At 68.9% G+C, this 26,654-nt stretch carries 28 protein-coding genes; 10 read left to right on the top strand and 18 right to left on the bottom strand.

The window, feature by feature from the left end; genetic code table 11:
* Positions 1-7 precede the first annotated feature (7 nt).
* Together GOAMI_RS17475 and GOAMI_RS17470 are read left to right on the top strand one after the other, a co-directional pair.
* Positions 8-436 (top strand): hypothetical protein, encoded by a 429-nt coding sequence (locus GOAMI_RS17475; RefSeq protein WP_006437898.1) that lies wholly within the window; start codon positions 8-10, stop codon positions 434-436.
* Positions 433-783, top strand: coding sequence for a DUF3817 domain-containing protein (locus GOAMI_RS17470; protein ID WP_006437897.1), 351 nt, complete (start codon positions 433-435; stop codon positions 781-783). The genes GOAMI_RS17475 and GOAMI_RS17470 overlap by 4 nt, the downstream gene beginning before the upstream one ends.
* On the opposite strand, the gene rdgB is transcribed toward GOAMI_RS17470, so the two are convergent.
* The 11 genes from rdgB to clpS form a co-directional block, all read right to left on the bottom strand.
* Positions 773-1,393, bottom strand: coding sequence for an RdgB/HAM1 family non-canonical purine NTP pyrophosphatase (gene rdgB, locus GOAMI_RS17465; protein WP_006437896.1), 621 nt, complete (start codon positions 1,391-1,393; stop codon positions 773-775). The genes GOAMI_RS17470 and rdgB overlap by 11 nt on opposite strands.
* A complete protein-coding gene (gene rph, locus GOAMI_RS17460) occupies positions 1,393-2,148 on the bottom strand; it encodes a ribonuclease PH (RefSeq protein WP_006437895.1) in 756 nt (251 codons plus the stop codon). Before rph ends, rdgB begins: the two co-directional genes overlap by 1 nt.
* Before the next feature lie 72 nt (positions 2,149-2,220).
* Positions 2,221-2,985, bottom strand: a complete 765-nt coding sequence (locus tag GOAMI_RS17455; protein WP_006437894.1) for a cyclic nucleotide-degrading phosphodiesterase — start codon at positions 2,983-2,985, stop codon at positions 2,221-2,223.
* Between the two features lie 80 nt (positions 2,986-3,065).
* Entirely contained in the window at positions 3,066-3,896 is an 831-nt protein-coding gene (gene murI / locus GOAMI_RS17450; protein ID WP_035760327.1) for a glutamate racemase, read from the bottom strand.
* Positions 3,893-4,525, bottom strand: coding sequence for a rhomboid family intramembrane serine protease (locus GOAMI_RS17445; protein WP_024498172.1), 633 nt, complete (start codon positions 4,523-4,525; stop codon positions 3,893-3,895). Before GOAMI_RS17445 ends, murI begins: the two co-directional genes overlap by 4 nt.
* A 52-nt stretch (positions 4,526-4,577) precedes the next feature.
* On the bottom strand, positions 4,578-5,549 hold the full coding sequence (locus GOAMI_RS17440; protein ID WP_006437891.1) for a PLP-dependent cysteine synthase family protein: 972 nt from the start codon (positions 5,547-5,549) through the stop codon (positions 4,578-4,580).
* A 2-nt stretch (positions 5,550-5,551) separates the two neighbouring features.
* Positions 5,552-5,842 carry a MoaD/ThiS family protein gene (locus tag GOAMI_RS17435; RefSeq protein ID WP_006437890.1) on the bottom strand — a complete coding sequence of 97 codons (291 nt, stop codon included), beginning with the start codon at positions 5,840-5,842 and terminating at the stop codon, positions 5,552-5,554.
* Positions 5,843-5,844: 2 nt separating this feature from the next.
* Complete coding sequence (locus tag GOAMI_RS17430) at positions 5,845-6,252, bottom strand: M67 family metallopeptidase (RefSeq protein ID WP_006437889.1); 408 nt, start codon at positions 6,250-6,252, stop codon at positions 5,845-5,847.
* A 164-nt stretch (positions 6,253-6,416) separates the two neighbouring features.
* Positions 6,417-7,526, bottom strand: coding sequence for a P1 family peptidase (locus GOAMI_RS17425; protein ID WP_040004950.1), 1,110 nt, complete (start codon positions 7,524-7,526; stop codon positions 6,417-6,419).
* 89 nt (positions 7,527-7,615) lie between these two features.
* Positions 7,616-8,191 (bottom strand): oxidative stress transcriptional regulator AosR, encoded by a 576-nt coding sequence (gene aosR / locus GOAMI_RS17420; protein WP_006437887.1) that lies wholly within the window; start codon positions 8,189-8,191, stop codon positions 7,616-7,618.
* 80 nt (positions 8,192-8,271) lie between these two features.
* Positions 8,272-8,595: an ATP-dependent Clp protease adapter ClpS gene (gene clpS / locus GOAMI_RS17415; RefSeq protein ID WP_006437886.1), complete on the bottom strand. Its 324-nt coding sequence runs from the start codon at positions 8,593-8,595 to the stop codon at positions 8,272-8,274.
* 21 nt (positions 8,596-8,616) lie between these two features.
* Here clpS and GOAMI_RS17410 point away from each other — a divergent pair, with 21 nt between their 5' ends.
* The 5 genes from GOAMI_RS17410 to glgB all read left to right on the top strand — a co-directional run bounded on the left by GOAMI_RS17410 (position 8,617) and on the right by glgB (position 17,199).
* Positions 8,617-9,924, top strand: coding sequence for a nicotinate phosphoribosyltransferase (locus GOAMI_RS17410; protein ID WP_006437885.1), 1,308 nt, complete (start codon positions 8,617-8,619; stop codon positions 9,922-9,924).
* Between the two features lie 35 nt (positions 9,925-9,959).
* On the top strand, positions 9,960-10,571 hold the full coding sequence (locus GOAMI_RS17405) for an isochorismatase family protein (protein ID WP_006437884.1): 612 nt from the start codon (positions 9,960-9,962) through the stop codon (positions 10,569-10,571).
* Positions 10,572-10,659: 88 nt separating this feature from the next.
* Positions 10,660-12,768, top strand: coding sequence for an ATP-dependent DNA helicase (locus GOAMI_RS17400; RefSeq protein WP_006437883.1), 2,109 nt, complete (start codon positions 10,660-10,662; stop codon positions 12,766-12,768).
* Positions 12,769-12,920: 152 nt separating this feature from the next.
* Positions 12,921-14,921, top strand: coding sequence for a maltotransferase domain-containing protein (locus GOAMI_RS17395; protein WP_006437882.1), 2,001 nt, complete (start codon positions 12,921-12,923; stop codon positions 14,919-14,921).
* Positions 14,922-14,928: 7 nt separating this feature from the next.
* The gene (gene glgB, locus GOAMI_RS17390; RefSeq protein ID WP_374978468.1) at positions 14,929-17,199 is read left to right on the top strand and encodes a 1,4-alpha-glucan branching protein GlgB; all 2,271 of its coding nucleotides are present in this window, start codon (positions 14,929-14,931) and stop codon (positions 17,197-17,199) included.
* Positions 17,200-17,277: 78 nt separating this feature from the next.
* On the opposite strand, the gene GOAMI_RS17385 is transcribed toward glgB, so the two are convergent.
* The 5 genes from GOAMI_RS17385 to GOAMI_RS17365 form a co-directional block, all read right to left on the bottom strand.
* Positions 17,278-18,237 (bottom strand): tetratricopeptide repeat protein, encoded by a 960-nt coding sequence (locus GOAMI_RS17385; RefSeq protein ID WP_006437880.1) that lies wholly within the window; start codon positions 18,235-18,237, stop codon positions 17,278-17,280.
* 59 nt (positions 18,238-18,296) lie between these two features.
* Entirely contained in the window at positions 18,297-19,547 is a 1,251-nt protein-coding gene (locus tag GOAMI_RS17380) for an MFS transporter (protein ID WP_006437879.1), read from the bottom strand.
* Complete coding sequence (locus GOAMI_RS17375) at positions 19,548-19,862, bottom strand: thiamine-binding protein (RefSeq protein ID WP_006437878.1); 315 nt, start codon at positions 19,860-19,862, stop codon at positions 19,548-19,550.
* A 15-nt stretch (positions 19,863-19,877) separates the two neighbouring features.
* Positions 19,878-20,273 (bottom strand): DUF3817 domain-containing protein, encoded by a 396-nt coding sequence (locus GOAMI_RS17370; RefSeq protein WP_024499500.1) that lies wholly within the window; start codon positions 20,271-20,273, stop codon positions 19,878-19,880.
* A gap of 70 nt (positions 20,274-20,343) precedes the next feature.
* Positions 20,344-21,546 carry an acetyl-CoA C-acetyltransferase gene (locus GOAMI_RS17365; protein ID WP_006437876.1) on the bottom strand — a complete coding sequence of 401 codons (1,203 nt, stop codon included), beginning with the start codon at positions 21,544-21,546 and terminating at the stop codon, positions 20,344-20,346.
* 85 nt (positions 21,547-21,631) lie between these two features.
* Between GOAMI_RS17365 and mce the strand changes: the two genes are divergently transcribed.
* Both mce and GOAMI_RS17355 read left to right on the top strand, forming a co-directional pair.
* On the top strand, positions 21,632-22,126 hold the full coding sequence (gene mce / locus GOAMI_RS17360; protein WP_006437875.1) for a methylmalonyl-CoA epimerase: 495 nt from the start codon (positions 21,632-21,634) through the stop codon (positions 22,124-22,126).
* A gap of 240 nt (positions 22,127-22,366) precedes the next feature.
* Entirely contained in the window at positions 22,367-23,320 is a 954-nt protein-coding gene (locus GOAMI_RS17355; RefSeq protein ID WP_040004948.1) for a coiled-coil domain-containing protein, read from the top strand.
* Positions 23,321-23,354: 34 nt separating this feature from the next.
* Here the strand turns inward: GOAMI_RS17355 and nucS are convergent, their stop codons facing one another.
* Positions 23,355-24,038: an endonuclease NucS gene (gene nucS, locus GOAMI_RS17350; protein WP_006437873.1), complete on the bottom strand. Its 684-nt coding sequence runs from the start codon at positions 24,036-24,038 to the stop codon at positions 23,355-23,357.
* 126 nt (positions 24,039-24,164) lie between these two features.
* Complete coding sequence (gene glsA, locus GOAMI_RS17345) at positions 24,165-25,598, bottom strand: glutaminase A (protein ID WP_006437872.1); 1,434 nt, start codon at positions 25,596-25,598, stop codon at positions 24,165-24,167.
* Positions 25,599-25,739: 141 nt separating this feature from the next.
* Here glsA and GOAMI_RS17340 point away from each other — a divergent pair, with 141 nt between their 5' ends.
* Positions 25,740-26,606, top strand: a complete 867-nt coding sequence (locus GOAMI_RS17340; RefSeq protein ID WP_006437871.1) for a universal stress protein — start codon at positions 25,740-25,742, stop codon at positions 26,604-26,606.
* Positions 26,607-26,654: the final 48 nt, after the last annotated feature.

Below are 26,654 nucleotides of genomic sequence, written 5' to 3'. Positions count from 1 at the left end.
GAAAGGTATGTCCTCGTCCCCCCGTCGCACGCACCGGCCTGCTCTCGTGGTGCTGACCGTGGTCGCCGCGGCGGCGTGTCTGATCCTCGCCTGGTGGCAGTGGTCGCGCTTCGAGTCGTCATCCGGCAGCGGCCAGAACCTCGGTTACGCCTTGCAGTGGCCCGCCTTCGCGATCGCCGTGATCTACGCCTACCGACGCTTCGTCGTCCTCGAGAGCGACCCGGAGGAAGCACGTAAGGCCGCGGCGGACGCGCGTGCCGCGGCCGAGATCCCCGAGGGCATCCTCCCCGAGCGCCCGACCACGCCGAGCGCGTCGTCTCTGGCGACCGACCACGATCCGGTCAAGGACGCAGCGCTCATCGAATACAACCGCTATCTGGCCGAGCTCAGATCGGCCGACACCACCGACGCCCCGTCATCGAAAGGCCCGCAGTGACCGAGACCGCATCCACCGCTTCTGCCCGCACCGCCCCGGTGGAGAAGGTCCGTGGGGCCCTGTTGAGGTACCGCGTCCTGGCCTGGATCACCGGCGTCTGGCTGCTGCTGCTCGTCGCCGAACTGATCCTGGCGTACGGCTTCGACAACAAGGCGCTCGACTTCGTGCCGATCGTCCACGGATGGGTCTACTTCGTCTACCTGATCATGGCGGTCGACCTGGCGATCAAGGTGCGTTGGCCCGCGGGCAAGACGATCATCACCGCGATCGCCGGCACCATCCCGTTCCTGTCGTTCTGGTTCGAGCACAAGCGCACCCGGGAAGTGAAGGCGCAGTTCAACCTCTAGCGGCCAGCTCCCGCAGGGCGGGCACCAGCTGTGCCAGTGCTTTGCCGCGGTGACTCAGCGAGTCCTTCTCCTCCGGGGTGAGTTCGGCCGACGACCGGCCCGCCGCCGGCTCGTCATCGGGCGCGAACAGCGGGTCGTAGCCGAAACCGTTCGGTCCGCGCTCGGCCCGCAGCACCCGCCCGCGCCACTCCCCGCGCACGACCGTCTCGGTCCCGTCCGGCAGCACCAGCGCGCATGCCGACACGAACGCCGCACCGCGTCGTTCGTCCGGGGTGTCCGACAGCTGGGCCAGTAGCAGGGCATTGTTGGCATGGTCGTCGCCGTGCCTGCCCGACCAGCGCGCCGACAGCACCCCGGGCATACCGTTCAGCGCGTCCACCGAGATCCCGGAATCGTCCGCGAGACAGGGCAACCCGGTGGCGCGCACGCCCGAGCGTGCTTTGATCAGCGCGTTCTCCTCGAAGGTCGCACCGTCCTCGGGTTCCTCGGGGTACTCGGGCACATCGTCGAGACCGAGGATCTGCAGTCCGGTGATCCCCGCGGCGTCGACGACGCGCTGCAGTTCGGCGAGCTTCTTGCGGTTACGGCTCGCGAGCAGGACCTTCGACATCAGGCGTTGCCCGGAAGCTGACCCGGGTACGGCTCGGCGAGCACCGCACGCTGCGCCTCGAAGAGCTTCTGTGTGCCGACCGCGGCGACGTCGAGGAGCGCATCGAGCGTCGACCGTGCGAAGGTCGCCCCCTCTCCGGTGCCCTGCACCTCGACGAGGGTACCGGCGTCGGTGGCGACGACGTTCATGTCGACCTCGGCCCGCGAGTCTTCTTCGTAGGGCAGGTCCAGGCGGACACGGCCGTCGACGACACCCACGCTCACCGCGGCGATGGCACACGAAAGCGGTTGGGGGTCAGACAGTTTGCCGGCTGCCCGGAGGTAGGTGACGGCGTCGGCGAGAGCCACGTAGGCACCGGTGATCGCGGCGGTGCGGGTGCCGCCGTCGGCCTGCAGGACGTCGCAGTCGAGGGCGATGGTGTTCTCCCCCAGGGCGGCGAGATCGATGCAGGCCCGCAGGGACCGCCCGACGAGTCGGCTGATCTCGTGGGTCCGGCCGCCGATCGAGCCCTTGACCGATTCGCGCTTGTTCCGCTCGTGCGTCGCCGCCGGGAGCATCGAGTACTCGGCGGTCAGCCAGCCCAGTCCCGATCCGCGGCGCCACGGCGGCACGCCCTCGGTCACGCTCGCGGTGCACATCACGCGGGTCTGCCCGAACTCCACCAGCACCGATCCCGCGGGATGGCTGGTGAAGCCGCGGGTGAAGGAGATGGGACGCAGTTCGTCGTCGGCTCGGCCGTCAGCTCGTGTGGTCACGGGTCCAACTGTAACGACCACGGTCGGACGCCTCATGACCCACTCGACTGTGACCCACTGACGCAGGGCGCCCTAGAGCAGGTCGATGACCTGTCCCTGCCGGACCAGATCGACCGGCCCGGAGAACGTACGGCGCGCCTCGGCGAGGATCTCCGCCGAATCCGTCCACGGCGCCACGTGAGTGATCGCCAGCGCCCGCACATTCGCCTTCGTCGCGGCCTCCCCCGCCTCGATCCCCGACAGATGGAGATCCGGTGGGCGTTCCGATGGCGAGTGCGTCCACGACGCCTCGCACAGGAACAGGTCGGCGTCGGCGGCGAGGTCGATGAGTTCGTCGCAGGGAGCGGTGTCACCGCTGTAGGCGATGACCTGACCCTCCGGCCCGGTGATGCGCAGCCCGAATGTGGACGGGGGGTGGTTGACGTTCATCGCCTTGATCCGCATGCCCCCGAGGGTCACCTCGAGACCGTCGTGCCACTCCTGGACGTCGAAGGTGTCGGTGATGTCGTCGACCTGGCCGGGATACTCCGACGAGCCGTAACCGATCCGTAGCGCGGTGCCCGGTGGGCCGTAGAGAGGCGCACGTTCCTTCGCCGGCGACGGTGCATAGCGTCGCCAGACGAGCATCGCCGGCAGGTCCAGACAATGGTCGGCGTGCAGGTGGCTGAGCACCACCGCGACGCTGTTCGGATCGGTGACCCGCTGCAGCTCGCCGAACACCCCCGGTCCGCAGTCCAGCAGCACCGGCTGCTCGCCGGGGACGGAGAGCAGGTAGCCCGAGCACGCCGCCCCCGGACCGCCCACACTGCCCGAACATCCGAGGACCGTGAGACGCATACGCCCTACTGTGCCATGCCCGCGCCTTCTGCTGTCGGGTTACCGGGTCACAAGTGAGCCGCGAAGATTGCCCGAGTCGGCTAAAGGTGCTGCACGGCACCGACGACCGGCCCGAGGAACCGTCGCGACAATCTCGCGAACATCTCCGGGTCGCCGGTCGCCTGGAATACGCGCGACGCCTCCCGGCCGGTGTGCGGATGCAGCAGGTCTTTCTCGGTGAGGACGCGGAAGAGGTCCTTGGCCGTCTCCTCGGCGCTGGACACCAGCGTCACCTCGTCGCCCATCGCGAGCTGCAGGACCCCGGTCAGCAGCGGGTAGTGGGTGCAGCCGAGTACGACCGTGTCGACGCCGGCCTGCTGGAGGGGTTCGAGGTAGCCCTGCGCCAGACCCAGGATCTGCCGCCCGCTGGTGATCCCGCGTTCGACGAAGTCGACGAAGCGCGGGCAGGGTACGGCGGTGATCACCGCGTCACGGGCGGCGGCGAACGAATCCTCGTATGCGCGTGAGGCGATCGTCGCCTCGGTGCCGAGCACACCGATCCGGCCGTTCTTGGTGGCGACCACCGCACGACGCACCGCGGGGAGCACGACCTCGATCACCGGGATCGGCGCGTATCGCTCACGCGCGTCGCGTAGGCATGCGGCCGATGCGGTGTTGCAGGCGATGACGATCGCCTTGACACCCCGCTCGGCCAGATCGTCGCCGATCGCGAGGGCGTGCTTGCGGATCTCGGGGATCGTCAGCGGCCCGTATGGGCCGTTCGCGGTGTCGCCGATGTAGACGATGTCCTCGTCGGGCAGCAGGTCCATGATGGCGCGGGCGACGGTCAGACCGCCTACGCCGGAGTCGAAGATCCCGATGGGTGCCTCGGGATCGGCGGCCCAGACGGGCGCCGTGGGTTGTGCGGCTATGACGCCACCCCCGGGGTCACGGTGCGCTGCCGCTTCTTGCGGTCACGCGCGGCGAGGAACCAGGCGGCGAGCACGCCGGCGATCGCGCCGAACAGATGCGCCTGCCACGAGACGAGCGGATTCGTCGGCAGCACGCCCCAGAGGATCGAGCCGTAGATCAGGAAAAGCACCACGCCGCCGAGGATCTGCCACAGGTCGCGGTTGAACAGTCCGCGCACGACGAGGAAGGTGAGCCAGCCGAAGATGATGCCCGACGCGCCCACGGTGATCGAGTAGGGCGCGGCGAAGAGCCACACTCCCAGACCGGAGATCACCCAGATGATGCCGGTGACGACGAGGAACCGCTGGGTCATCAGCACCAGGAAACAGAGCACCGCCCCGGGCATGAGGTTGGCGAACAGGTGCTCCCAGTCGGCGTGCAGCATCGGCGCCCAGAGGATGCCGTCGAGTCCGTCGACCTGGCGGGGCTCGATCCCGTTGGAGTCGAGGTCGTACCGGGTGGCCGCGTCGATCAGCTCGATGACGAACAGCGCCGCGATGATGCACACGGTGGTGATCAACGAACGCAACCAGAGCGGGCGGGAGCGCCGCTGCGGCTCCTGCCCGACCGGTGAGGTGTACGACGTCATGGCCATTTTCTCTTCGGGTCTCGACTCTTGTGGATGGCGTCCCGGGGGCCGGTCACGCCCAGAGCTGACCTTCGAGTGCCTGCTCCGCGTCGTCCAGGCTACCTTCGTAGACCCCGGTCGACAGATACTTCCACCCCGCGTCGGGCACCACGAAGCCGATGTCGGCGCGCGAGCCCTCCTTCATGGCCCGCCGGCCGATACCGCGCGCGGCCTGCAGGATCGCGCCGGTGGAGATGCCCGCGAAGATTCCCTCGAGGTCGATCAGTTCACGCACCCGGGCGACCGCGTCGACGCCGGTGACCGAGAACCGGCGCGTCAACACCGATTCGTCGTAGAGCTCCGGGATGAATCCCTCGTCGATGTTGCGCAGGCCGTACACCTCGTCGCCGTAGCGGGGTTCGGCCGCGACGATCTCGATCTCCGGATTGCGTTCACGCAGAAAGCGTCCGACGCCCATCAGCGTCCCGGTGGTGCCCAGTCCCGCGACGAAGTGGGTGATCTCCGGGAGGTCGGCGAAGAGCTCCGGGCCGGTCCCCTCGTAGTGGGCGGCGATGTTCGCGACGTTGCCGTACTGGTACAGCATCACCCAGTCGGGGTTCTCCGATGCCAGCTTCTTGGCCACGGCCACCGCGGTGTTCGATCCGCCCGCGGCCGGCGAGGAGATCACCTTCGCGCCGAACATGCGCAACAGCGACCGACGCTCCTCGGAGGTGTTCTCGGGCATCACGCAGATCAGTTGGTAGCCCTTGAGTTTCGCGGCCATCGCCAGCGAGATCCCGGTGTTGCCACTGGTGGGTTCGAGGATCGTCGAACCCTCGTGCAGCAGCCCGTCGCGTTCGGCCTGCTCGATCATGCGCAGCGCGGGGCGGTCCTTGATGGAGCCGGTCGGGTTGCGGTCCTCGAGTTTGGCCCAGAGTCGCACGTGGGGCCCGTCGGCCGAGTCGTCCCAGCGCGGGGACAGCCGCGGGAGGCCGATCAGCGGGGTGTTGCCGACCGAGTCGATGAGCGAGTCGTAGCGGGTCACGCTCAGCAGCCGCCGGCGACCGCGGGCAGGATGGTCACCTCGTCACCGTCGTCGATGGAGGTGTCGAGACCACCGGAGAACCGGACGTCCTCGTCGTTGACGTAGATGTTGACGAAGCGGTGCAGTTTCGCGGTGCCGTTCTCAGCCGGGGCGACGAGTCGCTCCTTGAGCCCGGGGTTGCCCGACTCCAGGTCGTCGATCAGCGTGGCGAGCGTCGTCCCGGACCCCTCGACGCGCTTGGCGCCGTTGGTGTGGGTCCGCAGGATCGTCGGGATGGACACGGTGACGGGCATATTCAGCTCCTGATCTCGATCTCTTCTTCGGTGACCGTGCCGTCGACGATGCGATAGCTACGGATCTCGGCGGTCTCCGGGTCCCGGGTGGACACCAGCACATAGTGCGCGCCGGGCTCGCCGGCGTAGGAGATGTCGGTGCGGCTCGGGTAGGCCTCGGTCGCGGTGTGCGAGTGGTAGATCACCACCGGTTCCTCGTCGCGACGGTCCATCTCGCGCCACACGGACAGCTGCTCGGCCGAATCGAACCGGTAGAACGTGGGCGACCGTTCCGCGTTGATCATCGGGATGAATCGCTGCGGGTCCTCGGAACCCTCCGGCCCCGCGATCACCCCGCACGCCTCGTCCGGATGATCGGCGCGCGCATGCGCGACCATCGCGTCGACGAGTTCCTGATCGATCTTGAGCATCGGTGTCCCGTTCTCCTTCGCAGACGCGGGCCCCGGTGGGCAGGGCACGGAGGGGTCGGCGACAGGTCGTCGCACATGTCCCGAGAGGGAACGCCGCGGCGCGAACGCCTATTCCGCATTCACCTATGACCGGTGTCACCGTCGGTGAGTCCGGGGCGGGCCGTTCAGACGAACGCCGACGGCGCAGCCTGCGCGTAGGTGGGGATGGACGCCACCGTCTCGGCGGCGAGTACGGCGTCGACGATGGCTCGCTGAACGACGCCGGCCGCGCATCGGCAGATCTCGGCGATGACCGCCGCGTCCGGATGCATGCCGGGCGGTGAGGCGAACGCCGGGTCGATCGACTCCGGCCGCACCGCACCGGTGGAGACGGCGAAGATGGTGTCGCCGTCGAGCGGTGAGTGGGCCGGGCGGATGGCGCGGCCGAGACCGTCGTGGCCGGCCATGGCGATTCGCTGGGTCATCGCGGCATCGAGTGCGGCATCGGTGGCGACGACTCCGATCGTCGTGTTGAGCACGGTGTGTTTCTCCGCGAGGTCGGCCAGCCGTGCGATGTCGCCGGCCTCCGGACGCCTCAGGCCCAGGCGGTCGAGGTCATCCTCACCGAGATCCCACGGCAGGCCGCTCTGCGGGTCGATGACGGCGCCGACCGGGTTGGCGACCATCAGCGCGCCGACGGTGACACCTGCGGCCGGACCCGTCGGGATCGTCACCGATGCGCTGCCCACACCACCTTTCAGCGCGCCGGCACGTGCACCGGCGCCGGCCCCCACACTGCCGACCGCGAAATCGGCACCGGCGGCGCGGACCGCCTCGGCGCCGAAGTCGGCGTCGGGCCGGTGATCCCACGCGCCGACCGGGAGATCGAAGATGACCGCGGCCGGCACGATGGGCACCACATGTCCCCGGGTGTCCATCGGCAGCCCGACCCCCTCGGCCTCGAGGGCGCGCATCGCGCCGTCGGCGGTTGCGAGACCGTAGGCGCTGCCGCCGCTGAGCACGATGGCGTGCGCGGTCTGCACGGTGTTCGACGGATCGAGGAGGTCGGTCTCACGGGTGCCCGGACCACCGCCCCGCACGTCGACGGCGGCGATCGCAGCGGATCCCGAGATCCGCACGACCGTCGTCCCGGTCGCCCAGCCGTGGCCGTCGGGTGTGTCGGCGGTACCGGAGACCTGCGCGTCGGCGTCGACACGATGACGGTGCCCGACGGTGATCCCGGCGACGTCGGTGATGCGGTCGCCCGGGCGGGCGGGTCGTCCGATGGTGGTCACGTACACCTCTGCTCTCATCTGTCCCGACCCGCAGCACGGAGAACTCGGACAAAGCTCCCGAATGGAGCGGTGTCACCGTGGATCGTAGGTCACATCACCGCTTCGACGAGCAGATCCTGCATCACCGTCAGCCAGTGATAGACGCCGAGATGCGCGGCGTGCGGATGATCGGGCGGCAACCGGTCGGGGGTGTCCTCGGAGATCCCGAGCATCGCCCCGAGGGCGAGGCGGACGTCGTTGAGGGCGGTCAGCCAGGCGGTCGCCTGCTCGACGGTGAGTGCGAGGTCGCCGCCCCCGTCGGGCAGGGTGTCGAGAAGAACCTGCGCCGCAGCGAGTTTGGCGTCGATGATCTTCGGCTCGTTGACGCTGCGCAGCGCCGAGTTGAGGCGACCGTTCACCACCTCGGCGGAGAGTTCCCGGTCCTGATCGGGGCGATGGAAGTCCGGCAGGAGACGCCCGAGCGTGGCGTCGTCGGGTGTGTCGGCATGGCCGACCCGGATACCGGTGACGTCCGACAGCGCATCGCGCGGTGCGGTGTCGGCGCGTTCGGTGAGCAGCTCGCACATCGAGGAGACCAGCGACGCGAGCAGCTCGACCTCGTGCGCGTCGAGCTGGGAGGTGATCCGAATCGACGCGCCGCGGCCCTTGCGTTTCCAGGTGCGCACGCTTCAGTGTCTCCCCACCGTCGACCCCGTCAGCACCGTCGAACCCGGTCCGCGCTCGGGCGGCAGAAATGCGAACCCGGTCATGAATCGCGCTGCATGGTGGCCCACAGGCCGGCCGCGTGCAGTTTGCGCACGTCACCCTCGACCTTGTCGCGGTCGCCGCTGGAGACCACGGCCTTGCCCTCGGTGTGCACCTGCATCATCAACTGATTGGCACGTGACTCCGAGTAGCCGAAGATCTTCTGGAAGACGAAGGTCACATACCGCATCAGATTGACGGGATCGTCCCACACGACGGTCATCCAGGGTTTGTCGAGATCCGCCGCGCCGTCCGCCACCGCGGGTTCGGCAACCGCGGTACCGCCGGGGGTAGCCTCGTGCGCACGAGTTTCGTCAGGCGCCATGGAGACAAGGGTAACGCGACAGTGAGCATCGACAACACCGCGCTGCTGACCGATCAGTACGAACTGACCATGGTCGCAGCGGCTCTCCGCCACCCGGTCGCACACCGGTCGTGCGTGTTCGAGGTGTTCGCCCGACGACTCCCCGACGGCCGCCGGTACGGCGTCGTCGCGGGCACCGGACGCGTCCTCGCCGAGCTCGCCGAGTTCCGTTTCGGCGACGAGGAGATCGCCGTCGTGGAGAAGTTCCTCGACGCCGAGACCGTCGCGTGGCTGCGCGACTACCGGTTCTCCGGGGACATCGACGGCTACCGCGAGGGCGAGCTCTACTTCCCCGGCTCTCCGATCCTCACCGTCCGTGCGCCCTTCGCCGAGGCCGTACTGCTCGAGACGCTGATCCTGTCGATCCTCAACCACGACAGCGCGATCGCCTCGGCCGCCGCCCGGATGGTCAGCGCCGCCGGGTCCCGGCCGATCATCGAGATGGGTTCCCGACGCACCCACGAGCGCGCCGCGGTCGCGAGCGCCCGTGCCGCGTACCTGGCCGGCGTCGCCGCGACGTCGAATCTCGAGGCGAACCGCCGTTTCGGCGTCCCCAGCGCGGGAACCGCCGCGCACGCCTTCACCCTCGGCTTCTCCGGACCGGACGGTCCCGACGAGAAGGCCGCGTTCACCGCACAGATCGAGGCGCTCGGCGTCGGCACCACCTTGCTGGTGGACACCTACGACATCACCCAGGGCGTGCGCAACGCCATCGAGGTCGCCGGCCCCGGACTCGGTGCGGTTCGCATCGACTCCGGAGATCTCGGCGTGCTCGCCCGGCAGGTACGCACGCAACTCGACGACCTCGGCGCCACCGACACCAAGATCGTGGTGTCCGGCGACCTCGACGAGTACGCGATAGCCTCGCTGCGCGCCGAACCGGTCGACACCTACGGCGTCGGGACCTCGCTGGTCACCGGCAGCGGTGCACCGACCGCGGGCATGGTCTACAAGCTCGTCGAGGTCGACGGGCTTGCCGTCGCGAAGCGGTCGAGCCACAAGGAGTCGCGTGGCGGAGCGAAGGCGGCGGTGCGAGCCGCACGTGCCAGTGGGACGATCGTGGAAGAGATCGTCTACCGTGCCGAGGGACCACGCCCCGACGCCGAGGGCGGTCTCCAACTGCGGAACCTGCAGATTCCGCTGGTTCGCGGCGGGGAGCCGGTGGCATCGCTGCCTTCGCTGACCGACGCGCGCGCCCATCTCGCCGCAGGGCTGGTGAGCCTGCCGTGGGAGGGCCTCGGCCTCTCGCACGGGGACCCGGCGGTGCCGACCCGATACCAGCTCCGCTGACGAGCAACACGATTCGATCCGCCAGGGGGTAGCAGATGAACAGCGAACGCAGCGACGGCACCAAACCGGCCGACGCCTTGGTCGTCGTCGACGTCCAGAACGACTTCTGTGAGGGCGGTTCCCTCGCGGTCAACGGTGGTGCGGCGGTGGCCCGGGCGATCACCAAGATCCTCGACGAGTACCGGACGGTCGTCGCGACACGCGATCACCACATCGATCCGGGTGATCACTTCTCCGACGAACCCGACTACGTCGACACCTGGCCGCCGCATTGCGTGGTCGGCACCGACGGCGTTGCCTTCCACCCCGAATTCGATTCCACCGCAGCGCGAGAGACATTCTCGAAAGGTGAGTACGCCGCTGCGTACTCCGGCTTCGAGGGTGTCACGGACGACGGCACGAGCCTCGAACAGTGGCTGCGCGACCACAAGATCTCCAGCATCGACATCGCGGGACTGACCACCGATCACTGTGTCCGCGCGACGGCACTCGATGCGGTGGCGGCCGGATTCACGACGCGGGTGCTGCTCAATTTCACCGCGGGCGTCGGGGCGGCGACCACCTCCGACGCACTGAAGAGCATGCGCGAGGCGGGGGTCGAGCTGGTGGGCGACCTGCTCTACGACGGCTCGAGCGGCACGGGTTAGTCCCGAGGGAACCGTCGAGCCCGCGGATCCGTCTGAAACTCACACACCCCATCTCGCACCATCTCGAACGAGGACCCCGGAACACCACATGCCGAACACTCCCCCGGTGACCGAACTGCTCGACACCGCGGTCTCCGCGCTCGGCGGTCGTCGCCGTGACGGTCAGGTAGCCATGGCCTCGGCCGTCGCACACGCCATCGACACCGGCGAACATCTCGCCGTACAGGCCGGGACCGGCACCGGAAAGTCGCTGGCGTACCTCGTGCCGGCCATCCGCCATGCGGTCGAGACCGGACGGACCGTGGTGGTGTCGACGGCGACGATCGCCCTGCAGCGGCAGCTGATCGAGCGTGACCTCCCCCGTCTCGCCGGCGCCCTCGCGAAGCCCGTCGGCCGCAAACCCACCTTCGCGATCCTCAAAGGTCGCGGAAACTACTTGTGCCTCAACAAGATCCATTCGGGGGCCGCCGACGAGCCGGACACCGAGCTGTTCGATCCGTTCGAGTTGTCCCGCACCGGACGCGAGGTCACCCGGCTGCGCGAGTGGAGCAGCGACACCGAGACCGGTGACCGCGACGACCTCGTGCCCGGTGTCGCCGACCGCGCCTGGCGACAGGTCAGTGTGTCCGCGCGTGAATGCCTCGGTGCCGCCAACTGTTCCTACGGCGAGGACTGCTTCGCCGAACAGGCCCGCCGCCAGTCCGGCAAGGTCGACGTGGTGGTCACCAACCACGCCCTGCTGGCGATCGACGCGACGAGCCCGGCCAACGTTCTGCCCGAGCACGACGTCGTGATCATCGACGAGGCCCACGAACTCGTCGACCGGATGACCTCGGTGGCGACCGACGAACTGTCGGCGGCCTCGATCACCCTCGTCTCCCGGCGCGTCGGCAAACTCGTCGACGAGGAGACCGCCGACGCCCTCCTCGGTGCCGGTGAGCAACTCGGGGAACTCCTGGAGACGGCGCCGAAGACACAGTGGACGCAGCTGCCGCCCGACGCCACGTCCGTTCTGGTGATGCTGCGTGACCGGTTGTGGCAGACCCGGACCGCGATCGGCCCGGTGCGCGCGCCCGGTGCCGGCGACGACGGCGCGGCCGCCGCACGGTCGGCGGCCCTCACCTCGCTCGACGACATGCACGACACGGTCGTCCGCGTCCTCGGCGCCTTCGACGAACCCGACGAGTCCAAACGCCGCGACGTGGTGTGGGTCGGCCTCGACACCTCCCGACGCGGCGCCGAACCCCGTCCGGTGCTGCACATCGCGCCGCTGTCGGTCGGCGGGCTGCTCCGCGCGTCGCTGTTCGCCAAATCGACGGTCGTCCTGACCTCCGCGACCCTGACCATCGGCGGTTCCTTCGACGCCCTTGCCGCGACCTGGGGTCTACCCGCCTCCGGGCGGGGCACCGACCGTCCCGCCGCCGACGAGCCGGGCGACGAACCGGGCCCCGACCCGACGGCCGCCCGCAACGTCACGGCCAGTGGCAAGGCGGTTCCCTCCGATTCGGGTTCGGCGCGCTGGACGGGTCTCGACGCGGGCTCCCCGTTCGACTATCCGAAGTCGGCGATCCTCTACGTGGCCCGGCACCTGCCCCGGCCCGATCGCTCGGGTATCGCTCCGCGGACGATGGACGAGATCGCCCAGCTCGTGGATGCCGCCGGCGGGCGCACGCTGGGGCTGTTCTCGTCGATGCGCGCTGCCCGCGAGGCGGCCGAGGCGATCCGGGAGCGCTGCGAGTACCCGGTGCTGTGTCAGGGCGACGACACCACCTCGACCCTCGTCAGACGCTTCGCCGAGGATCCCGAGACCTGCCTGTTCGGCACACTGTCGCTCTGGCAGGGCGTCGACGTGCCGGGGCCGTCGCTGAGCCTCGTGCTCATCGACCGTATTCCGTTCCCCCGCCCTGACGATCCGCTGCTGACCGCGCGGCAGCGCGCGGTCGACGCCCGGGGCGGCAACGGCTTCTTGTCCGTGGCGGCGAATCATGCCGCGCTGCTGCTCGCGCAGGGCGCCGGCCGACTGCTGCGTTCGGTCGACGACCGTGGCGTCGTCGCGGTGCTCGACTCCCGGCTGGCGACGGCCGGATACGGGGGCTACCTACTCGCCTCGCTGCCTCCGATGTGGCGGACCACCGATCCCGCCGTCGTCCGGTCCGCCCTCAGCCGGCTCACCGCCGCACCGCGTCCGGTGGGCTGAGCACGCCCGACGCGAGACGACCGGCACGGCGACCGTGTACGACGAGACAATCGCCCACGCGGGGCACTAGGTTGGGTAGCGGTGATTCCAACGCAGGCGAGACCGACAACGCACCCTGACCAATCGCGGGAGCTGACGAGAGGAGGCTTCGAGTGATCGGGCGCATGGGTATCGATGACATCGCACCCCTGGTCTCGGCCGGGCAGCAGCCCGCGAAAGCCGTTGTGGGAGAGTTCTTCCCGATCAGCACCACGGCGTGGCGCGAAGGGCACGACGCGATCGGCGTCACGCTCCATGTCGAGGCACCGCGTCGCGGCGTCCTCGACATCCGGATGACCCCGTCACCCGAACCGGACACCTTCAACGCGGCGTTCGTCCCCGACGCGGTCGGATTCTGGTCGTATCGCATCGAGGCCTGGAGCGATCCGTACACCACCTGGCGTTCGGCGGTCACCAAGAAGCTCGACGCCGGTCAGGGCGCCGCCGACCTCGCCAACGACCTGGAGACCGGCGCCCGCATCCTCACCCGCGCCGCCGAGGACATCGCCGACGAGTACCGCGAACTCCTGCTCGACGCCGCGCGTCTGCTCCGCGCACGACGCCGCCGGGTCGAGAACCGGGTGAGTCTGGCGATCTCCGAGGAGGTCGTCGAACTGCTCCACGACAATCCCGTCCGGGAACTGGTCACCAAGAGTCGCACCTACCGCGTGTGGGTGGACCGAACCCGCGCCCTCTTCGGGTCCTGGTACGAGTTCTTCCCCCGCTCCACCGGCGGTTGGGACGGCGAGGGCAACCCGGTGCACGGCACCTTCCTCACCGCCGCCGAGGACCTCCCGCGGATCGCCGGGATGGGCTTCGACGTCGTCTACCTCCCGCCGATCCACCCGATCGGCGAGGTCAATCGCAAGGGGCGCAACAACACCCTGGTCGCCGGTCCCGACGACGTCGGCTCGCCGTGGGCCATCGGGTCGAAGGACGGCGGCCACGACGCGATCCACCCGCAGCTGGGCTCCGAGGAGGACTTCGAGTACTTCGTCGGGCGGGCGCGTGAGCTGGGACTGGAGGTCGCCCTCGACCTCGCACTGCAGTGCGCACCCGACCATCCCTGGGCGACCGAACACCCCGACTGGTTCATCATCCAGCCCGACGGCACGATCGCCTACGCGGAGAACCCGCCGAAGAAGTACCAGGACATCTACCCGCTGAACTTCGACGAGGACCGCAACGGCATCTATCGGGCCGTGCTGCAGGTGGTCCTGCACTGGGTCGGCCTCGGCGTGAACATCTTCCGCGTCGACAACCCGCACACCAAGCCGCCGAACTTCTGGGAGTGGCTGATCGTCGAGGTCAAGAAGCGGAACCCGGACGTGCTGTTCCTGTCCGAGTCGTTCACCCGCCCGGCTCGTCTGTACGGTCTCGCCCGCCTCGGATTCACCCAGTCCTACACGTACTTCACGTGGAAGACGGCCAAGTGGGAACTCGAGCAGTTCGGCCGCGAACTGGCCGATCATGCCGATGAGGCGCGTCCCAACCTGTTCGTCAACACCCCCGACATCCTGCACGCCAGCCTGCAGCACGGCGGCCCGGGCATGTTCGCACTCCGCGCTGCCCTGGCCGCGACCCTGGCCCCGACCTGGGGCGTCTACAGCGGCTACGAACTCTACGAACACGTCGCGGTCGCCGAGGGCAGCGAGGAATACCAGGACTCCGAGAAGTACGAGCTGCGTCCCCGCGACTACAAGGCGGCGACGAGCCGCGGTGAGTCGCTGGAACCGTGGATCACCTCGCTCAACGAGATCCGCCGTCGGCATCCGGCGCTGCAGCAACTGCGGAACATCCACTTCCACCACGTCGAGAACCCATCGCTGATCGCCTATTCGAAGATCGATCCGGTCTCGGGCGACCGCGTCGTGGTGGTGGTCAACCTCAACCCGTTCGCCGCCGAGGACTCCACCGTCTGGCTCGACCTGCCCACACTCGGATTCGAGTGGTACGACCACTTCCCGGTCCGCGACGAGGTCACCGGGGAGGAGTACTGGTGGGGACAGGACAACTACGTCCGGCTGGAGCCGTGGCGCGCGGTCGCCCACATCCTGGCCCTCCCGCCGCTCGACCCCGCCACCGCAGCGCGACTCGCCTACCGAATCCAGTGAGGTGCCCGTGACCGATCGTCGAGATCCCGAGTCCCCCACGACCCCCGGCACCGCCGCCCCGGGAACACCCCTCGCCGCCGGGTCCCTCCCCGCCCCCGAGGCGTCCGATCACGACCTGCGCCGGCTCGACGCGCTGACCCATCCCGACCCGCATGCGTTCCTCGGGGCGCACGACGCCCCGGGCGGCAGCACGATCCTGCGCACACTACGACCCGACGCCCTGTCGGTGTCGGCGGTCATCGGCGGCGTCGACCATCCCATGACCCGCCAGACCGACGACCTGTGGGTCGTCACGGTGCCGATCGCCGACCTGATGGACTACCGCTACCGGATCGTCTACCCCGACGGTGCGGGCGGCACCGCCGAGTTCGTCGTCGCCGACGGCTATCGATTCCTGCCGAGCCTCGGCGACATCGACATCCACCTGTTCAGCGAGGGCCGGCACGAGACGCTGTGGGAGGCCCTCGGGGCCCGCGTCGTCTCGTACACGACCGCCGACGGCGAGGTCTCCGGCACCGCGTTCTCGGTCTGGGCGCCCAACGCCCACGGCGTGGCCGTCATCGGGGATTTCGACCGGTGGACCGGCCGCGTGGCCCCCATGCGCAAGGTCGGGGTCAGCGGTGTCTGGGAAGTGTTCATCCCCGACGTCGGCGACGGCGCGCACTACAAGTTCCGGGTGCACGGCGCCGACGGCGTGATCCGTGACAAGGCCGATCCGATGGCTTACCGGACCACACCCCCACCGTCGACGGCGTCGGTCGTCACGCGATCGCAGCACGTCTGGTCCGACGACGCCTGGATCGCGCGCCGGGAGCGCTCCGCGCCCGAGCGCGAACCGATGAGCATCTACGAGGTGCACCTGGCGTCGTGGCGTCAGGGCCTGGGCTACCGCGAACTCGCCCACCAGCTCGCCGATTACGTCGTGGAGAAGGGCTTCACGCACGTCGAGTTCCTCCCGGTGGCCGAGCATCCCTTCGGCGGTTCGTGGGGCTACCAGGTGACGTCGTACTACGCGCCGACCGCCCGGTTCGGTACCCCCGACGACTTCCGGTACCTCGTCGACCATCTGCATTCGCGCGGGATCGCGGTGATCGTCGACTGGGTGCCCGCGCACTTCCCGAAGGACGAGTGGGCTCTCGCCCGCTTCGACGGCACCCCGCTCTACGAGCACGCCGACCCGATGCGCGGCGAGCAACTCGACTGGGGCACCTACGTCTTCGATTTCGGACGCCACGAGGTACGCAATTTCCTCGTCGCCAACGCATTGTTCTGGTTCGGCGAGTTCCACATCGACGGACTGCGCGTCGACGCCGTCGCCTCGATGCTGTATCTGGACTACTCACGTCCCGACGGGCAGTGGCGGCCCAACATCCACGGTGGCCGCGAGAACCTCGAAGCGGTGCAGTTCCTGCAGGAGACCAACGCGACGGTGCACAAACACTTCCCCGGCGTCATCACCGTCGCCGAGGAATCCACCGCGTGGCCGGGCGTCACCCGGATGACCGATCTCGGCGGCCTCGGTTTCAGCTTCAAATGGAACATGGGCTGGATGCACGACAGCCTCGACTACCTGTCGCGGGATCAGGTGCACCGAAGCTTCCATCACCACGAGATCACCTTCTCGCTGATGTACGCATGGAGCGAGAACTTCGTGCTGCCGCTGTCGCACGACGAGGTGGTCCACGGCAAGGGCACGCTCTGGACGCGTATGCCGGGCGATTCGTTCACCAAGGCGGCCGGCGCCCGCGTGTACCTCGCGTACATGTGGTCGCATCCCGGCAAACAGCTGCTGTTCATGGGCCAGGAGTTCGGTCAGACCGGCGAATGGGCCGACAACCGGAGCCTCGACTGGCACCAGCTCGAGGGCTGGGAGGGCGAACTGCACTCCGGCATATCGGCGCTGGTCACCGACCTCAACCGGATCTACCGGTCATCCCCCGCGCTCTACACGCAGGACATCACCCCCCTCGGCTACGAGTGGATCGACGCCAACGACACCGCGAACAACGTGATCAGCTTCCTGCGGTTCGGGGAGGACGGATCGGTTGTCGCCTGCATCTTCAACTTCTCCGGGTCGGACCGGGTCGACTACCATATCGGGCTGCCGCAGGGCGGGGTGTGGGAGGAGATCCTCAACACCGACGCCGACGCCTACAGCGGCGCGGGCAAGGGGAACCTGGGAGCGGTGACCGCCGACGGGCCGTCGTATCACGGACGCCCCGCCTCGGCGCGGGTCATGTTGCCGGCCAATTCCGCCATCTGGCTCGCTCCCCGCTAACGCGCACACCCACCCTTTTTCGGCAAAGTCACCACCCCGGAGGGTGCTGGATTTGCCGAAAAAGGGTGGGTGTGCGGATCAGTAGAGCGCGCTCGCCAGCTTCCGTCGAGCAGTCACGACGAAGGGCTCCGCCGGGTCGAAGAGCTCGAACAGTTCCAGCAGCCGTGTCCGGGCCCGGGTGCGTTCCTCGCCGTTGGTGACCCGGACGACGTCGATGATCCGGTCGAAGGCCGCCTCGGGCTGCTGGGACAGCAGCAGGACGTCTGCGGCCGCGAGCTGTGCGTCGACGTCGCGCGGGGACGCGGTCTCGACGATGTTCGGGTCGTGGGCCTGCGCGCGCAGGATGAACTCGAGGTTCCGTGCCGCCGACGCCGCCTCGACGTTCTCGGGTTCGGCTTCGGCGACGGCGCGATATGCGGCAAGTGCCCCGTCGAAGTCGCCGTCGTTGAGCTTCTCCTCGGCGGCGATCATGCGCGGATCGGACTGCTCCGGCTCGGGGGCCGCAGCACCCGCGGGTGCGTCCGGGAGCGCGTTGCCGACCTGGGCGAAGATCTCGTCGATCCAGCTGGTGATCTCGGCCTCGGAACGGACGCCGTTGAACGCGGTGACCGGCTGCCCCTGCACGATCGCGACGACCATCGGGATCGACTGCACCCGGAACGCCTGCGCGATACGGGGATTCGCGTCGACGTCGACCTTGGCGAGCACCCAGCGACCGCCGGACTGCGCGGCGAGGCGTTCGAGGACCGGCGACAGCTGCTTGCACGGCCCGCACCATTCGGCCCAGAGGTCGACGACGACGAGCTGCTGCATCGACCGGTTGAGGACCTCGGCCTCGAAGGTCTCCTCGGTGACGTCGATGACGCTCGCACCGGATGCCACGGGCGGCGCACCGGGAGGCGGTGTCCCGGGTTGGGCACCGTCGGATCGATCGGACTGGGCCGGGTCTCGCTGTGCCTGCGCGCGCTGGGCTTGGGCGCGTTGAGCTTCGGCCCGGTCCTTGATCCCGCCGAGATCGACGGCACCGGTCATGGCCATGGCGGCAGCAGCCTGCTGACGGGCCGCCGCGGCGGCCTGCTGACGATTGGTTGGTCGCGTCACCCCTCTAGTGTGGCACGACCACCCGGGTGCGACGACCGAGGTTCGCCCAGCGCGGACACCGGTCGTTGCGGCGGACGGACGACCCCGGCGAGGCACACGGCGAGCAGCAGCGCGGCCAGTGCCGCGTGCAGGCCGGTGTTCAGAGATGTTCGGCTGCTGATGAACCCGACGACGGCGGGTCCGGCGAGCATTCCCAGGTATCCGCAACCGACCACGATCGAGATCGTCCGGCCACCCGCGGAGTCGGTGAGATTTCCCGCAGCGGTGAAGATCTGCGGGATGAGCCCGGCGAGTCCGACACCGAAGACCGCCCAGCCGACCACGGCGAGCGCAGGCACCGGCGAGACGATCGCGATCGCCATGCCGACGATGCCGACGAGTGCGCCGACCCGCACCACGCGGACCGCACCCACCGAGGCGACCACCGGATCGATGACGAATCGCGAGACCGTCATGGTCGCGCTGAAGGCGCCGAAGGCGATCGCTCCGATCGCCTCACCGGTCCCGTAGCTCTCGACGACGTGCAGGGCGCTCCAGTCGTAGGCGGTGCCCTCGGCGAGCATGAGCCCGAAGGCGACGATCGCGAGCAGGACGAGCCGTCGCCGGTCGATGCCGTCCCACCACGTCGATCCCGACGACGAACCAGACGAGTTGTTCGTCGACGTCGTCGGCCTCTCGTCGCGCCCGGCGAGACCGCGCGCGACCGCGGCGACGACCACCAATCCGGCGACGGCGGCACACGCGACGGTCGGCACGACCCCGACGTCGGCCCACAGCGTCGCCGCCACCACCCCGGAGCCGACGAGGCTCCCCGAGGAGAACCATCCGTGGAACGACGACATGATCGGCCGGCGGTAGGCACGCTCGACGGCCACCGCCTGGGCGTTCATCGACACGTCCAGGCACCCGTTGGCGAAACCGAAGGCCGCGAGGGCGGCGCCGAGAGTGAGCGTGTCGACGGCCAGCACCGGGGTGACGATGACGGCCGCGAGCACAACCGCAGCGGCGACGGTGAGCGGCCGGGAACCCCAGCGGTCGATCAGCGGACCGCACACCTGCATGCCGACGAAAGCGGAGCCGCCCAGGAGCAGCAACAGGCCGCCCAGTTCGTCGTGGCCGACGCCGGTGCGGTCGCTGATGACCGGGATGTGCGCCACCCACATGGCGGCGAGAAAGCCGTTGAGGGCGAAGATCGAGGCGACCGCCCGCCGGGATCGGCGAGGTTCGGTCGTCTGGGGCACCTGCACTCAGGCGCCCGAACCCAGGTGGCGTTCCACCCGTTCGACCTTGCCGGTCAGTTCGTCGGTGTGGCCGGGACGGATGTCGGCCTTGAGCACGAGGCCGACGCGCGGCGCATGGGCGGCGACGGCCTCGGCAGCGGCCTTGACCACCGCCATCACCTCGTCCCAGTCGCCCTCGAGATAGGTGAACATCGAGGTGGTCTGGTGCGAGAGTCCAGAGGCCCGCACCACCTCGACGGCGGCCGCGACCGCCGCACTCATCCCGCCGTCGGCGTCGACGGCGGTTCCGCCCGAGGGCGTGAGGCTGAATGCGACGATCAATGGATCACGTCCGGATCAGGCGGTCGCCTGCTGGGGTGACCGGCCGGCCGAGAGTTCGGCGAGGTGGCCGTTGCGCTTGGCCCACCACTCGAAGACGATCGTGCCGAAGGGCGGGACGCTCGATGCGAGCGCCAGCAGCGTCACGATGGGGATCCCGATGCGGCGTCCGCCCAGGGGCAGTTCCCACTTCACGGCATTCCACTTGAGCTGGAACGCCGTGATCAAGGCGACGATCACGAAGATCACGAAGACGGCGCCGTGGGTGGCGCCGGGCAGCGCGATGGCCTCGGGGTCGTCGTTGACACGTTTGAGGATCATCCCGACGATCAGCCACGCCCAGGTGATGGCTTCCGCCACGGCGACGAAGCGGAAGCGCTTGGCGGGTGTGGTCAGGTCGAAGAAAGACAGCATGTTCCCCATTGTGCCTGCCGGCGGAGACTTCTACGACAATGTGTCGTAGAAGTCTCCTTCAGCGGATCTCTCAGGCCTTCGGGACGCGGATGATCAGCGCATCGCCCTGGCCGCCGGCACCACACAGCGCGGCTGCGCCGACGCCGCCACCGCGACGCTGCAGCTCGAGCGCGAGGTGCAGGGTGATACGGGCGCCGGAGGTGCCGATCGGGTGGCCGACGGCGATGGCGCCACCGTTGACGTTGACCTTGTCCGCGTCGACGCCGAGCTGCTGGGTCGAGGCCAGGCCGACCGCGGCGAACGCCTCGTTGATCTCGATGAGGTCGAGGTCGGTGGGGGCGATGCCCTCGCGGTCGCAGGCCTTGGCGATCGCATTGCCCGGCTGCGCCTGCAGGCTGGAGTCCGGTCCGGCGACGACGCCGTGGGCACCGATCTCGGCGAGCCAGGTCACGCCCAGCTCCTCGGCCTTGGCCTTGCTCATCACCACGACAGCGGCAGCGCCGTCGGAGATCTGCGACGAGTTGCCCGCGGTGATGGTGCCGTCCTTGCGGAACGCCGGTCGCAGGCCCGAGAGCGACTCGGCGGTGGTGTTGGCGCGGATGCCCTCGTCCTCGGCGAACTGGATCGGGTCACCCTTGCGCTGCGGGATGGAGACCGGCACGACCTCGTCGTCGAACACGCCGTTCTTCCAGGCGGCGGCGGCGAGCTGGTGGCTGCGGGCGGCGAATTCGTCCTGCTGCTCGCGGGTGAAGCCGTCCTTGTCGTTGCCCTGCTCGGTCAGCGCCCCCATCGGCTGATCGGTGAAGGCGTCGTGCAGGCCGTCGAAGGCCAGGTGGTCGACGAGTTCGGTGTTGCCGTACTTGAAGCCGCCGCGGCTGCCCGCCAGCAGGTGCGGGGCCTGGGTCATCGACTCCTGGCCACCGGCGACGACGACGTCGAACTCCCCGGCGCGGATCAACTGGTCGGCGAGCGCGATGGCGTCGATACCCGACAGGCACATCTTGTTGATGGTCAGGGTCGGGACGTCCCAGCCGATGCCGGCCTTGATGGCAGCCTGACGAGCCGGCATCTGACCCGCCCCCGCGGTCAGCACCTGGCCCATGATGACGTACTGGACCTCCGAGGCCGGGACCCCGGACTTCTCGAGTGCACCCTGGATCGCCACCGCACCGAGGTCGACGCCGCTGAAGTCCTTCAGCGAGCCCAGGAGGCGGCCGAAGGGGGTGCGTGCGCCGGCGACGATGACCGTGGTGTTGTCGGCATTCGGGGACATGAAACGAACCTCCGGGGGGTGTGTTGCGGGGGAGCTACCGAGCGCCCGCTCTGTGCGCTCTTGGGCTCAACGCTACCGTTGTCTCATGTCTTCCCCAGCAACTGACCCCAGCACTCCCGCCGCCGCTCCCCAGGGCGCGACCGCACTGATCTCCGATCTGGTCGTGGCCATCGACCACGTGGGCATCGCGGTTCCCGACCTCGACGCCGCGAAGAAGTGGTACGCGACGCATCTCGGCTTCGAGACGCTCCACCAGGAGACCAACGAGGAGCAGGGTGTCGAGGAGGCCATGGTCGGCCCGGCGGACGGCGGCACGCTCATCCAGCTGCTCGCCCCGCTGAACGAGTCGTCGACCATCGCGAAGTTCATCGACCGCAGCGGCCCCGGCCTGCAGCAGCTGGCGGTGCGCGTGACCGACGTGGACGCCGTCATGGCCCGCCTCACCGAGGCCGGTGTCCGCGTCCTCTACCCCGCCGCCAAGCGGGGCACCGCGAACTCCCGGATCAACTTCGTCCATCCCAAGGATGCGGGCGGCGTCCTGCTCGAGCTCGTCGAGCCGGCCGCCGACGCCGCGCACTGAGAACCGACCGCCCGGCCCGAACCGAAAGCCGTTCGGGCGCTTACTGAATCCCTCCTCGTTCGCTCGCGGCCGGCACGCCGGGACGAACGCCGGCGCCGGCGCGTGGACGCCCTGGTGGATGTCCACGCGCCGCCGCCGGAGGCCGTGTCGCCGAGAACGCCGGCACCGGCACCGGCACCGGCACCGAGCCTGAGTCCGACCGCGCTTCAGGGTCCGGCCGTCTCCGATACACTGGCCCGCATGCCAGGTCCCGCACGGCAATTGCCCTTCGCGATCGTGATGCGCGGTTATGACCGTGAGCAGGTCGCCGACCATCTCCAGCGACTCGACGCCGAGCTGCGGGTTCTCGCCGCGGATCGCGACGCCGCCACCGCCAACGCACACGAACTCGCCGCCCATCTGGAAGAGGCGCGCGAGGAGATCGCCGAACTCCGGCGCGAGATCGACAAACTCTCGGTACCGCCGACCACCGCACAGGGTATGAGCGAACGTCTCTCGCGCATGCTGCAACTCGCATCCGACGAGGCCTCGGAGATGCGTGCCGAGGCCTCGGCCGAAGCCGCCGAGACGCTGTCGATCGCCCGTCAGGAGGCCGCCGACATGCGATCGGAGGCGGCCGCCGAGGCCGAGCGGATCCGCAGCGAGGCGCAGGCTGCGGCGAAGAAGCTCGTCGACGAGGCCTCTGCGCGCGCCCGACAGGTCAAGGAGACCGCCGCGGCCAACGAGTCCGAGTCGGCGCGTCTCATCGCTGAACGCACCGCGGCGATGGAGGCCGAGCACACCAAGACGATGAAGGCGGCCGCCGACGAGGCCCGCCGCATCGTGGAGAAGGCGAAGTCCGAGGTCGCCGAGCTGGAGGCGATCAGCTCCCGCGAACGCGCCGACGAACGTGAACGCCACGACGCCGAGCTCGCCGACCAGCGCGAACGGGCCCTCGACGAGGCCAATCACATCCGTCAGACGGCGCTCGACATCGCCGGCGAACGCCTGAGCCGATCCCGCGAGATGGCCCACGCGGCCGACCGTGCCCGTCAGGAGATCGCGGCCAACCTGGGTCAGCTCCGCGACAAGCTCGACGAACTGCCCGAGTTGCTGGCGCAGCCGGAGGACTCCGAGTACACCGTGCTCTCCGACACCGACGACCTCGAACTGCTCAATCGCAAGCTGTCGCCGGAAGCCCGCGCCAACGCCTGACCGGAGCTCAGATCGGCACTGCTCCGAGCGGAGCTCAGAAGAGTCGGAACTCCGTGCTCTCCGCACCGCGCAGGGCTTCGTAATCCAGCACGACGCAACGGATTCCACGATCCTCGGCGAGCGTCCGCGCCTGCGGCTTGATCTGCTGTGCGGCGAAGACGCCGGCCACCGGGGCCAGAGTGGTGTCGCGGTTGAGTAGTTCCAGGTAGCGCGTCAGCTGCTCGACGCCGTCGATCTCGCCGCGGCGTTTGATCTCGACGGCAACGGTTCCGCCCGCGGCGTCGCGACACAGCAGATCGACCGGCCCGATCGCCGTCATGTACTCGCGGCGAATGAGGGTGTGGCCGGCTCCCAGCGTCTCCACGTGTTCGGCGAGCAGTTCCTGCAGATGTGCCTCGACGCCGTCCTTGACCAGACCCGGGTCGATGCCGAGTTCATGGTTCGAGTCGTGCTCGATCGATGCGATGGTGATCCGGAGTTCCTCACCGGCCTTGTTGGTGACGACCCAGTACGCCTCCGCCGCGGTGCCGTCGGGCACGGCGGCCTCGGTGAGCCAGCACGGCGGGCTCATCCAGTTCAGCGGTTTGTAGGCGCGGTCGTCGGCGTGCACGCTCACCGAACCGTCCGACTTGATCAGCAGCAGGCGCTTGGCCAGGGGCAGATGGGCGGTCAACCGCCCGACGTAGTCGACCTGACACTCCGCGATGACGAGACGCACGAGCCCACCCTAGGGCATCGGCCGCGGCGAACTCACGCGCCCGCGCCGCTCACTGATCGCAGTAGTGCTTCAGCCTCAACGTCTCCGCGTCGATGACGGCATCTTCCCCCGGCATCGACGTGGAACTCACTGATCGTAGTAGTGCTTCAGCATGAACGTCTCCGCGTCGATGACGGCATCTTCCATCGTCGCGTGCACGTGTGGCAGTGCCGGATCGAAGCCCTTCAGGTCCGCCGGGGCGTCGAGGTCGGGCGCGGTGCCGTCCGCGCGGTGGCGGATCACGCTGGCGCGCACCACGCCGTCGGGATCGACGAGTGCGGCTCGGCGTCCACTGTCGTCGAGTAGCCGCTTGATGCTGAGGACCATCGTCCGCGCGACCGCATCGATGACACCGATACGCGAGATCTCCACGATGACCACCGTGTAGCGGTCGATGTCGGCCTCGAGGCGGCGCTGCACGCTCTCGGCTCCGGCGAACGTCAGGTCGCCCTGGAGTTCGTAGACACGGATCTTGTCGCGGCAGGTCCGGAGGTAGCTGCGCTCGCGTTCACTCCATTCGGCACTCACCGGGGTGTCGGCCAGGTCGTAGACCGAGCGGATCGTCACCCGGCTCTCGCGGGTCACGTTGAACATGTGCAGACCGAGGTCCTTCGATAGGTGCCGGCACGTCTCGACGCCGCGGACGCTGTTGCCATGCTCGTCGAGTCGCGGCGAGTACACGCCGATGCCCAGCTGTCCGGGGAGGACTGCGAGGATCCCGCCGCCGACGCCGCTCTTGGCCGGCAGTCCTACCGAGGTGACCCAGTCCCCCGCCCCGTCGTACATGCCGCAGGTGGTCATCACGCTGAGCAGACGCTGCGCGATCTCGGAGGAGAAGACCATGCGGCCGGTGCGTGGGTTCAGGCCACCGTTGGCGATGGTTGCGCCGATACCGGCCAGATCCTCGGTGGTCACGCGGATCGAGCACTGCCGGTAGTAGAGGTCGATCGCGGCGTCCGGATCGGTCTCGAGCGCACCGAAGCTGTCGAGCATGTAGGCGATCGCGCGGTTGCGTGAACCCGTGGCCGACTCGGAGGTGTACACCTCTTCGTCCATCGTGAGCTGCCTGCCCGCACAGCCCGAGTAGAAGTCGAGGATCTCGGCGAACGCCGCCTCGACGTCTACGCGACCCACGTCGCGGGAGGCCGGGAGCAGCATCGACGCCGCGAAGATGGCACCGGCATTGATCATCGGGTTCTTCGGACGGCGGCGATCGTCGACGCTGATCTCGTTGAAGGCCTCACCGGACGGTTCGACGCCGATCTTGGCGTCCACCGCGGTCACGCCGTGCTTCCGCAGTGCCATCGCATAGGTCAGCGGCTTCGACACCGACTGGATGGTGAAGGTCGCGGAGGAGTCCCCGTGCGAGTACGTGTATCCGTCATGGACGCACAGAGACAATCCGTATCCCTCGGGGTCGACCACGGCCAGTTCGGGGATGTAGTCGGCGACGTTGCCGGACCGGTCGTCGCGGACTTCGTCCATGATGTGACGGAGATAGCCGTCGACGAGGGATTCCATGGCCCAATCTAAGCGTGTCCTGCGGTGATCGGGTAGCCGACGCGATGGGGAACGCCACGAGGAACACAACAACCGTGAATCGGGCACGGACGTGACTAGGCTGGGCCCAGTGAGATCGCCCCGAGACAGTTGGGAGCACCGATGAAGCTGCTCGTCGCATACATCGCCACCTCCGGGGGCGAGGACGCGGTGTCGTTGGGTGCGTGCCTGGCACGCACATTCGACGCCGACCTCGAGATCTGCATCGTCATCCCGCCGGAACCGGCCGGTGCCGACGACGCGGTGGAGAGACTCTCCGACGCCCTGGACAGCGCGGCACGCCGCTGGCTCGACGAGGCGGCCGCACGTCTCCCCGATGACATCGAGACCACGACGACGATCGCCGAGCACGCCAATCCCGCCGAGGGACTCATCATCGAGGCACGACGCACCGCCGCCGACATTCTCGTGATCGGCGGAGCCGGCGGAGGGATCCGGGGCCGCCACACGCTGGGGACGGTCGTCAACGACATCCTGCATGCGTCGCCGATCCCGGTGGCGGTCGCGCCGCCCGGGTTCGCGCATCTGGGCGCCGACGAGGTTCGGGAGATCACCGTGACGATCGGAGACCGGCCGGGAGCTCCGCTGTTGTTCGAGACCGCGATCCGCAGCGGTATCCGGGCGCACCGGCCCATCCGGCTGGTCTCGATTCTCGCGATCGACGACATGCAGCCCTGGCGGAACGTCCCCGAGGACGCCGCGATCGAATCTGCCCGACGACATGCTCAGCGCACTCTCGATGAAGCGAGAAAGCAATTGCCGGAGCATTTCCCGGTGACCTCGACCGTCGCCCAAGGCGCCACGATCGAAGAGGCGATCGGGACGCTCGAATGGCACGACGGTGATCTGGTGATGGTCGGGTCGAGCCGGCTGGCCGCCCCGAACACGTTGTTCCTGGGCACCACCGCCGCGAAGATCTTCCGAGCGGTCTCGGTCCCGATGATCGTCGTGCCCAAGGGCTCTGACTGACACCGCTGCCCGAGCTGACTCTTCTGCTGCGCGAGTTCGTGGCATGTC

The sequence above is a fragment of the Gordonia amicalis NBRC 100051 = JCM 11271 genome, assembly GCF_000332995.1.
Classification (GTDB): domain Bacteria; phylum Actinomycetota; class Actinomycetes; order Mycobacteriales; family Mycobacteriaceae; genus Gordonia; species Gordonia amicalis.
The sequence above is the reverse complement of the archived record's forward strand: the minus strand, read 5'-3'. Positions and strand labels throughout refer to the sequence as shown.

Bases quoted from the DNA above. Each gene is read 5' to 3' on its own strand.
- GOAMI_RS17475 (WP_006437898.1), top strand. From the start codon at position 8: ATGTCCTCGTCCCCCCGTCGCACGCACCGGCCTGCTCTCGTGGTGCTG.
- rdgB (WP_006437896.1), bottom strand. From the start codon at position 1,393: ATGTCGAAGGTCCTGCTCGCGAGCCGTAACCGCAAGAAGCTCGCCGAA.
- GOAMI_RS17455 (WP_006437894.1), bottom strand. From the start codon at position 2,985: ATGCGTCTCACGGTCCTCGGATGTTCGGGCAGTGTGGGCGGTCCGGGG.
- GOAMI_RS17445 (WP_024498172.1), bottom strand. From the start codon at position 4,525: ATGACGTCGTACACCTCACCGGTCGGGCAGGAGCCGCAGCGGCGCTCC.
- GOAMI_RS17435 (WP_006437890.1), bottom strand. From the start codon at position 5,842: ATGCCCGTCACCGTGTCCATCCCGACGATCCTGCGGACCCACACCAAC.
- GOAMI_RS17430 (WP_006437889.1), bottom strand. From the start codon at position 6,252: ATGCTCAAGATCGATCAGGAACTCGTCGACGCGATGGTCGCGCATGCG.
- clpS (WP_006437886.1), bottom strand. From the start codon at position 8,595: ATGGCGCCTGACGAAACTCGTGCGCACGAGGCTACCCCCGGCGGTACC.
- GOAMI_RS17405 (WP_006437884.1), top strand. From the start codon at position 9,960: ATGAACAGCGAACGCAGCGACGGCACCAAACCGGCCGACGCCTTGGTC.
- GOAMI_RS17400 (WP_006437883.1), top strand. From the start codon at position 10,660: ATGCCGAACACTCCCCCGGTGACCGAACTGCTCGACACCGCGGTCTCC.
- GOAMI_RS17385 (WP_006437880.1), bottom strand. From the start codon at position 18,237: ATGGCCATGACCGGTGCCGTCGATCTCGGCGGGATCAAGGACCGGGCC.
- GOAMI_RS17370 (WP_024499500.1), bottom strand. From the start codon at position 20,273: ATGCTGTCTTTCTTCGACCTGACCACACCCGCCAAGCGCTTCCGCTTC.
- GOAMI_RS17365 (WP_006437876.1), bottom strand. From the start codon at position 21,546: ATGTCCCCGAATGCCGACAACACCACGGTCATCGTCGCCGGCGCACGC.
- mce (WP_006437875.1), top strand. From the start codon at position 21,632: ATGTCTTCCCCAGCAACTGACCCCAGCACTCCCGCCGCCGCTCCCCAG.
- GOAMI_RS17355 (WP_040004948.1), top strand. From the start codon at position 22,367: ATGCCAGGTCCCGCACGGCAATTGCCCTTCGCGATCGTGATGCGCGGT.
- glsA (WP_006437872.1), bottom strand. From the start codon at position 25,598: ATGGAATCCCTCGTCGACGGCTATCTCCGTCACATCATGGACGAAGTC.
- GOAMI_RS17340 (WP_006437871.1), top strand. From the start codon at position 25,740: ATGAAGCTGCTCGTCGCATACATCGCCACCTCCGGGGGCGAGGACGCG.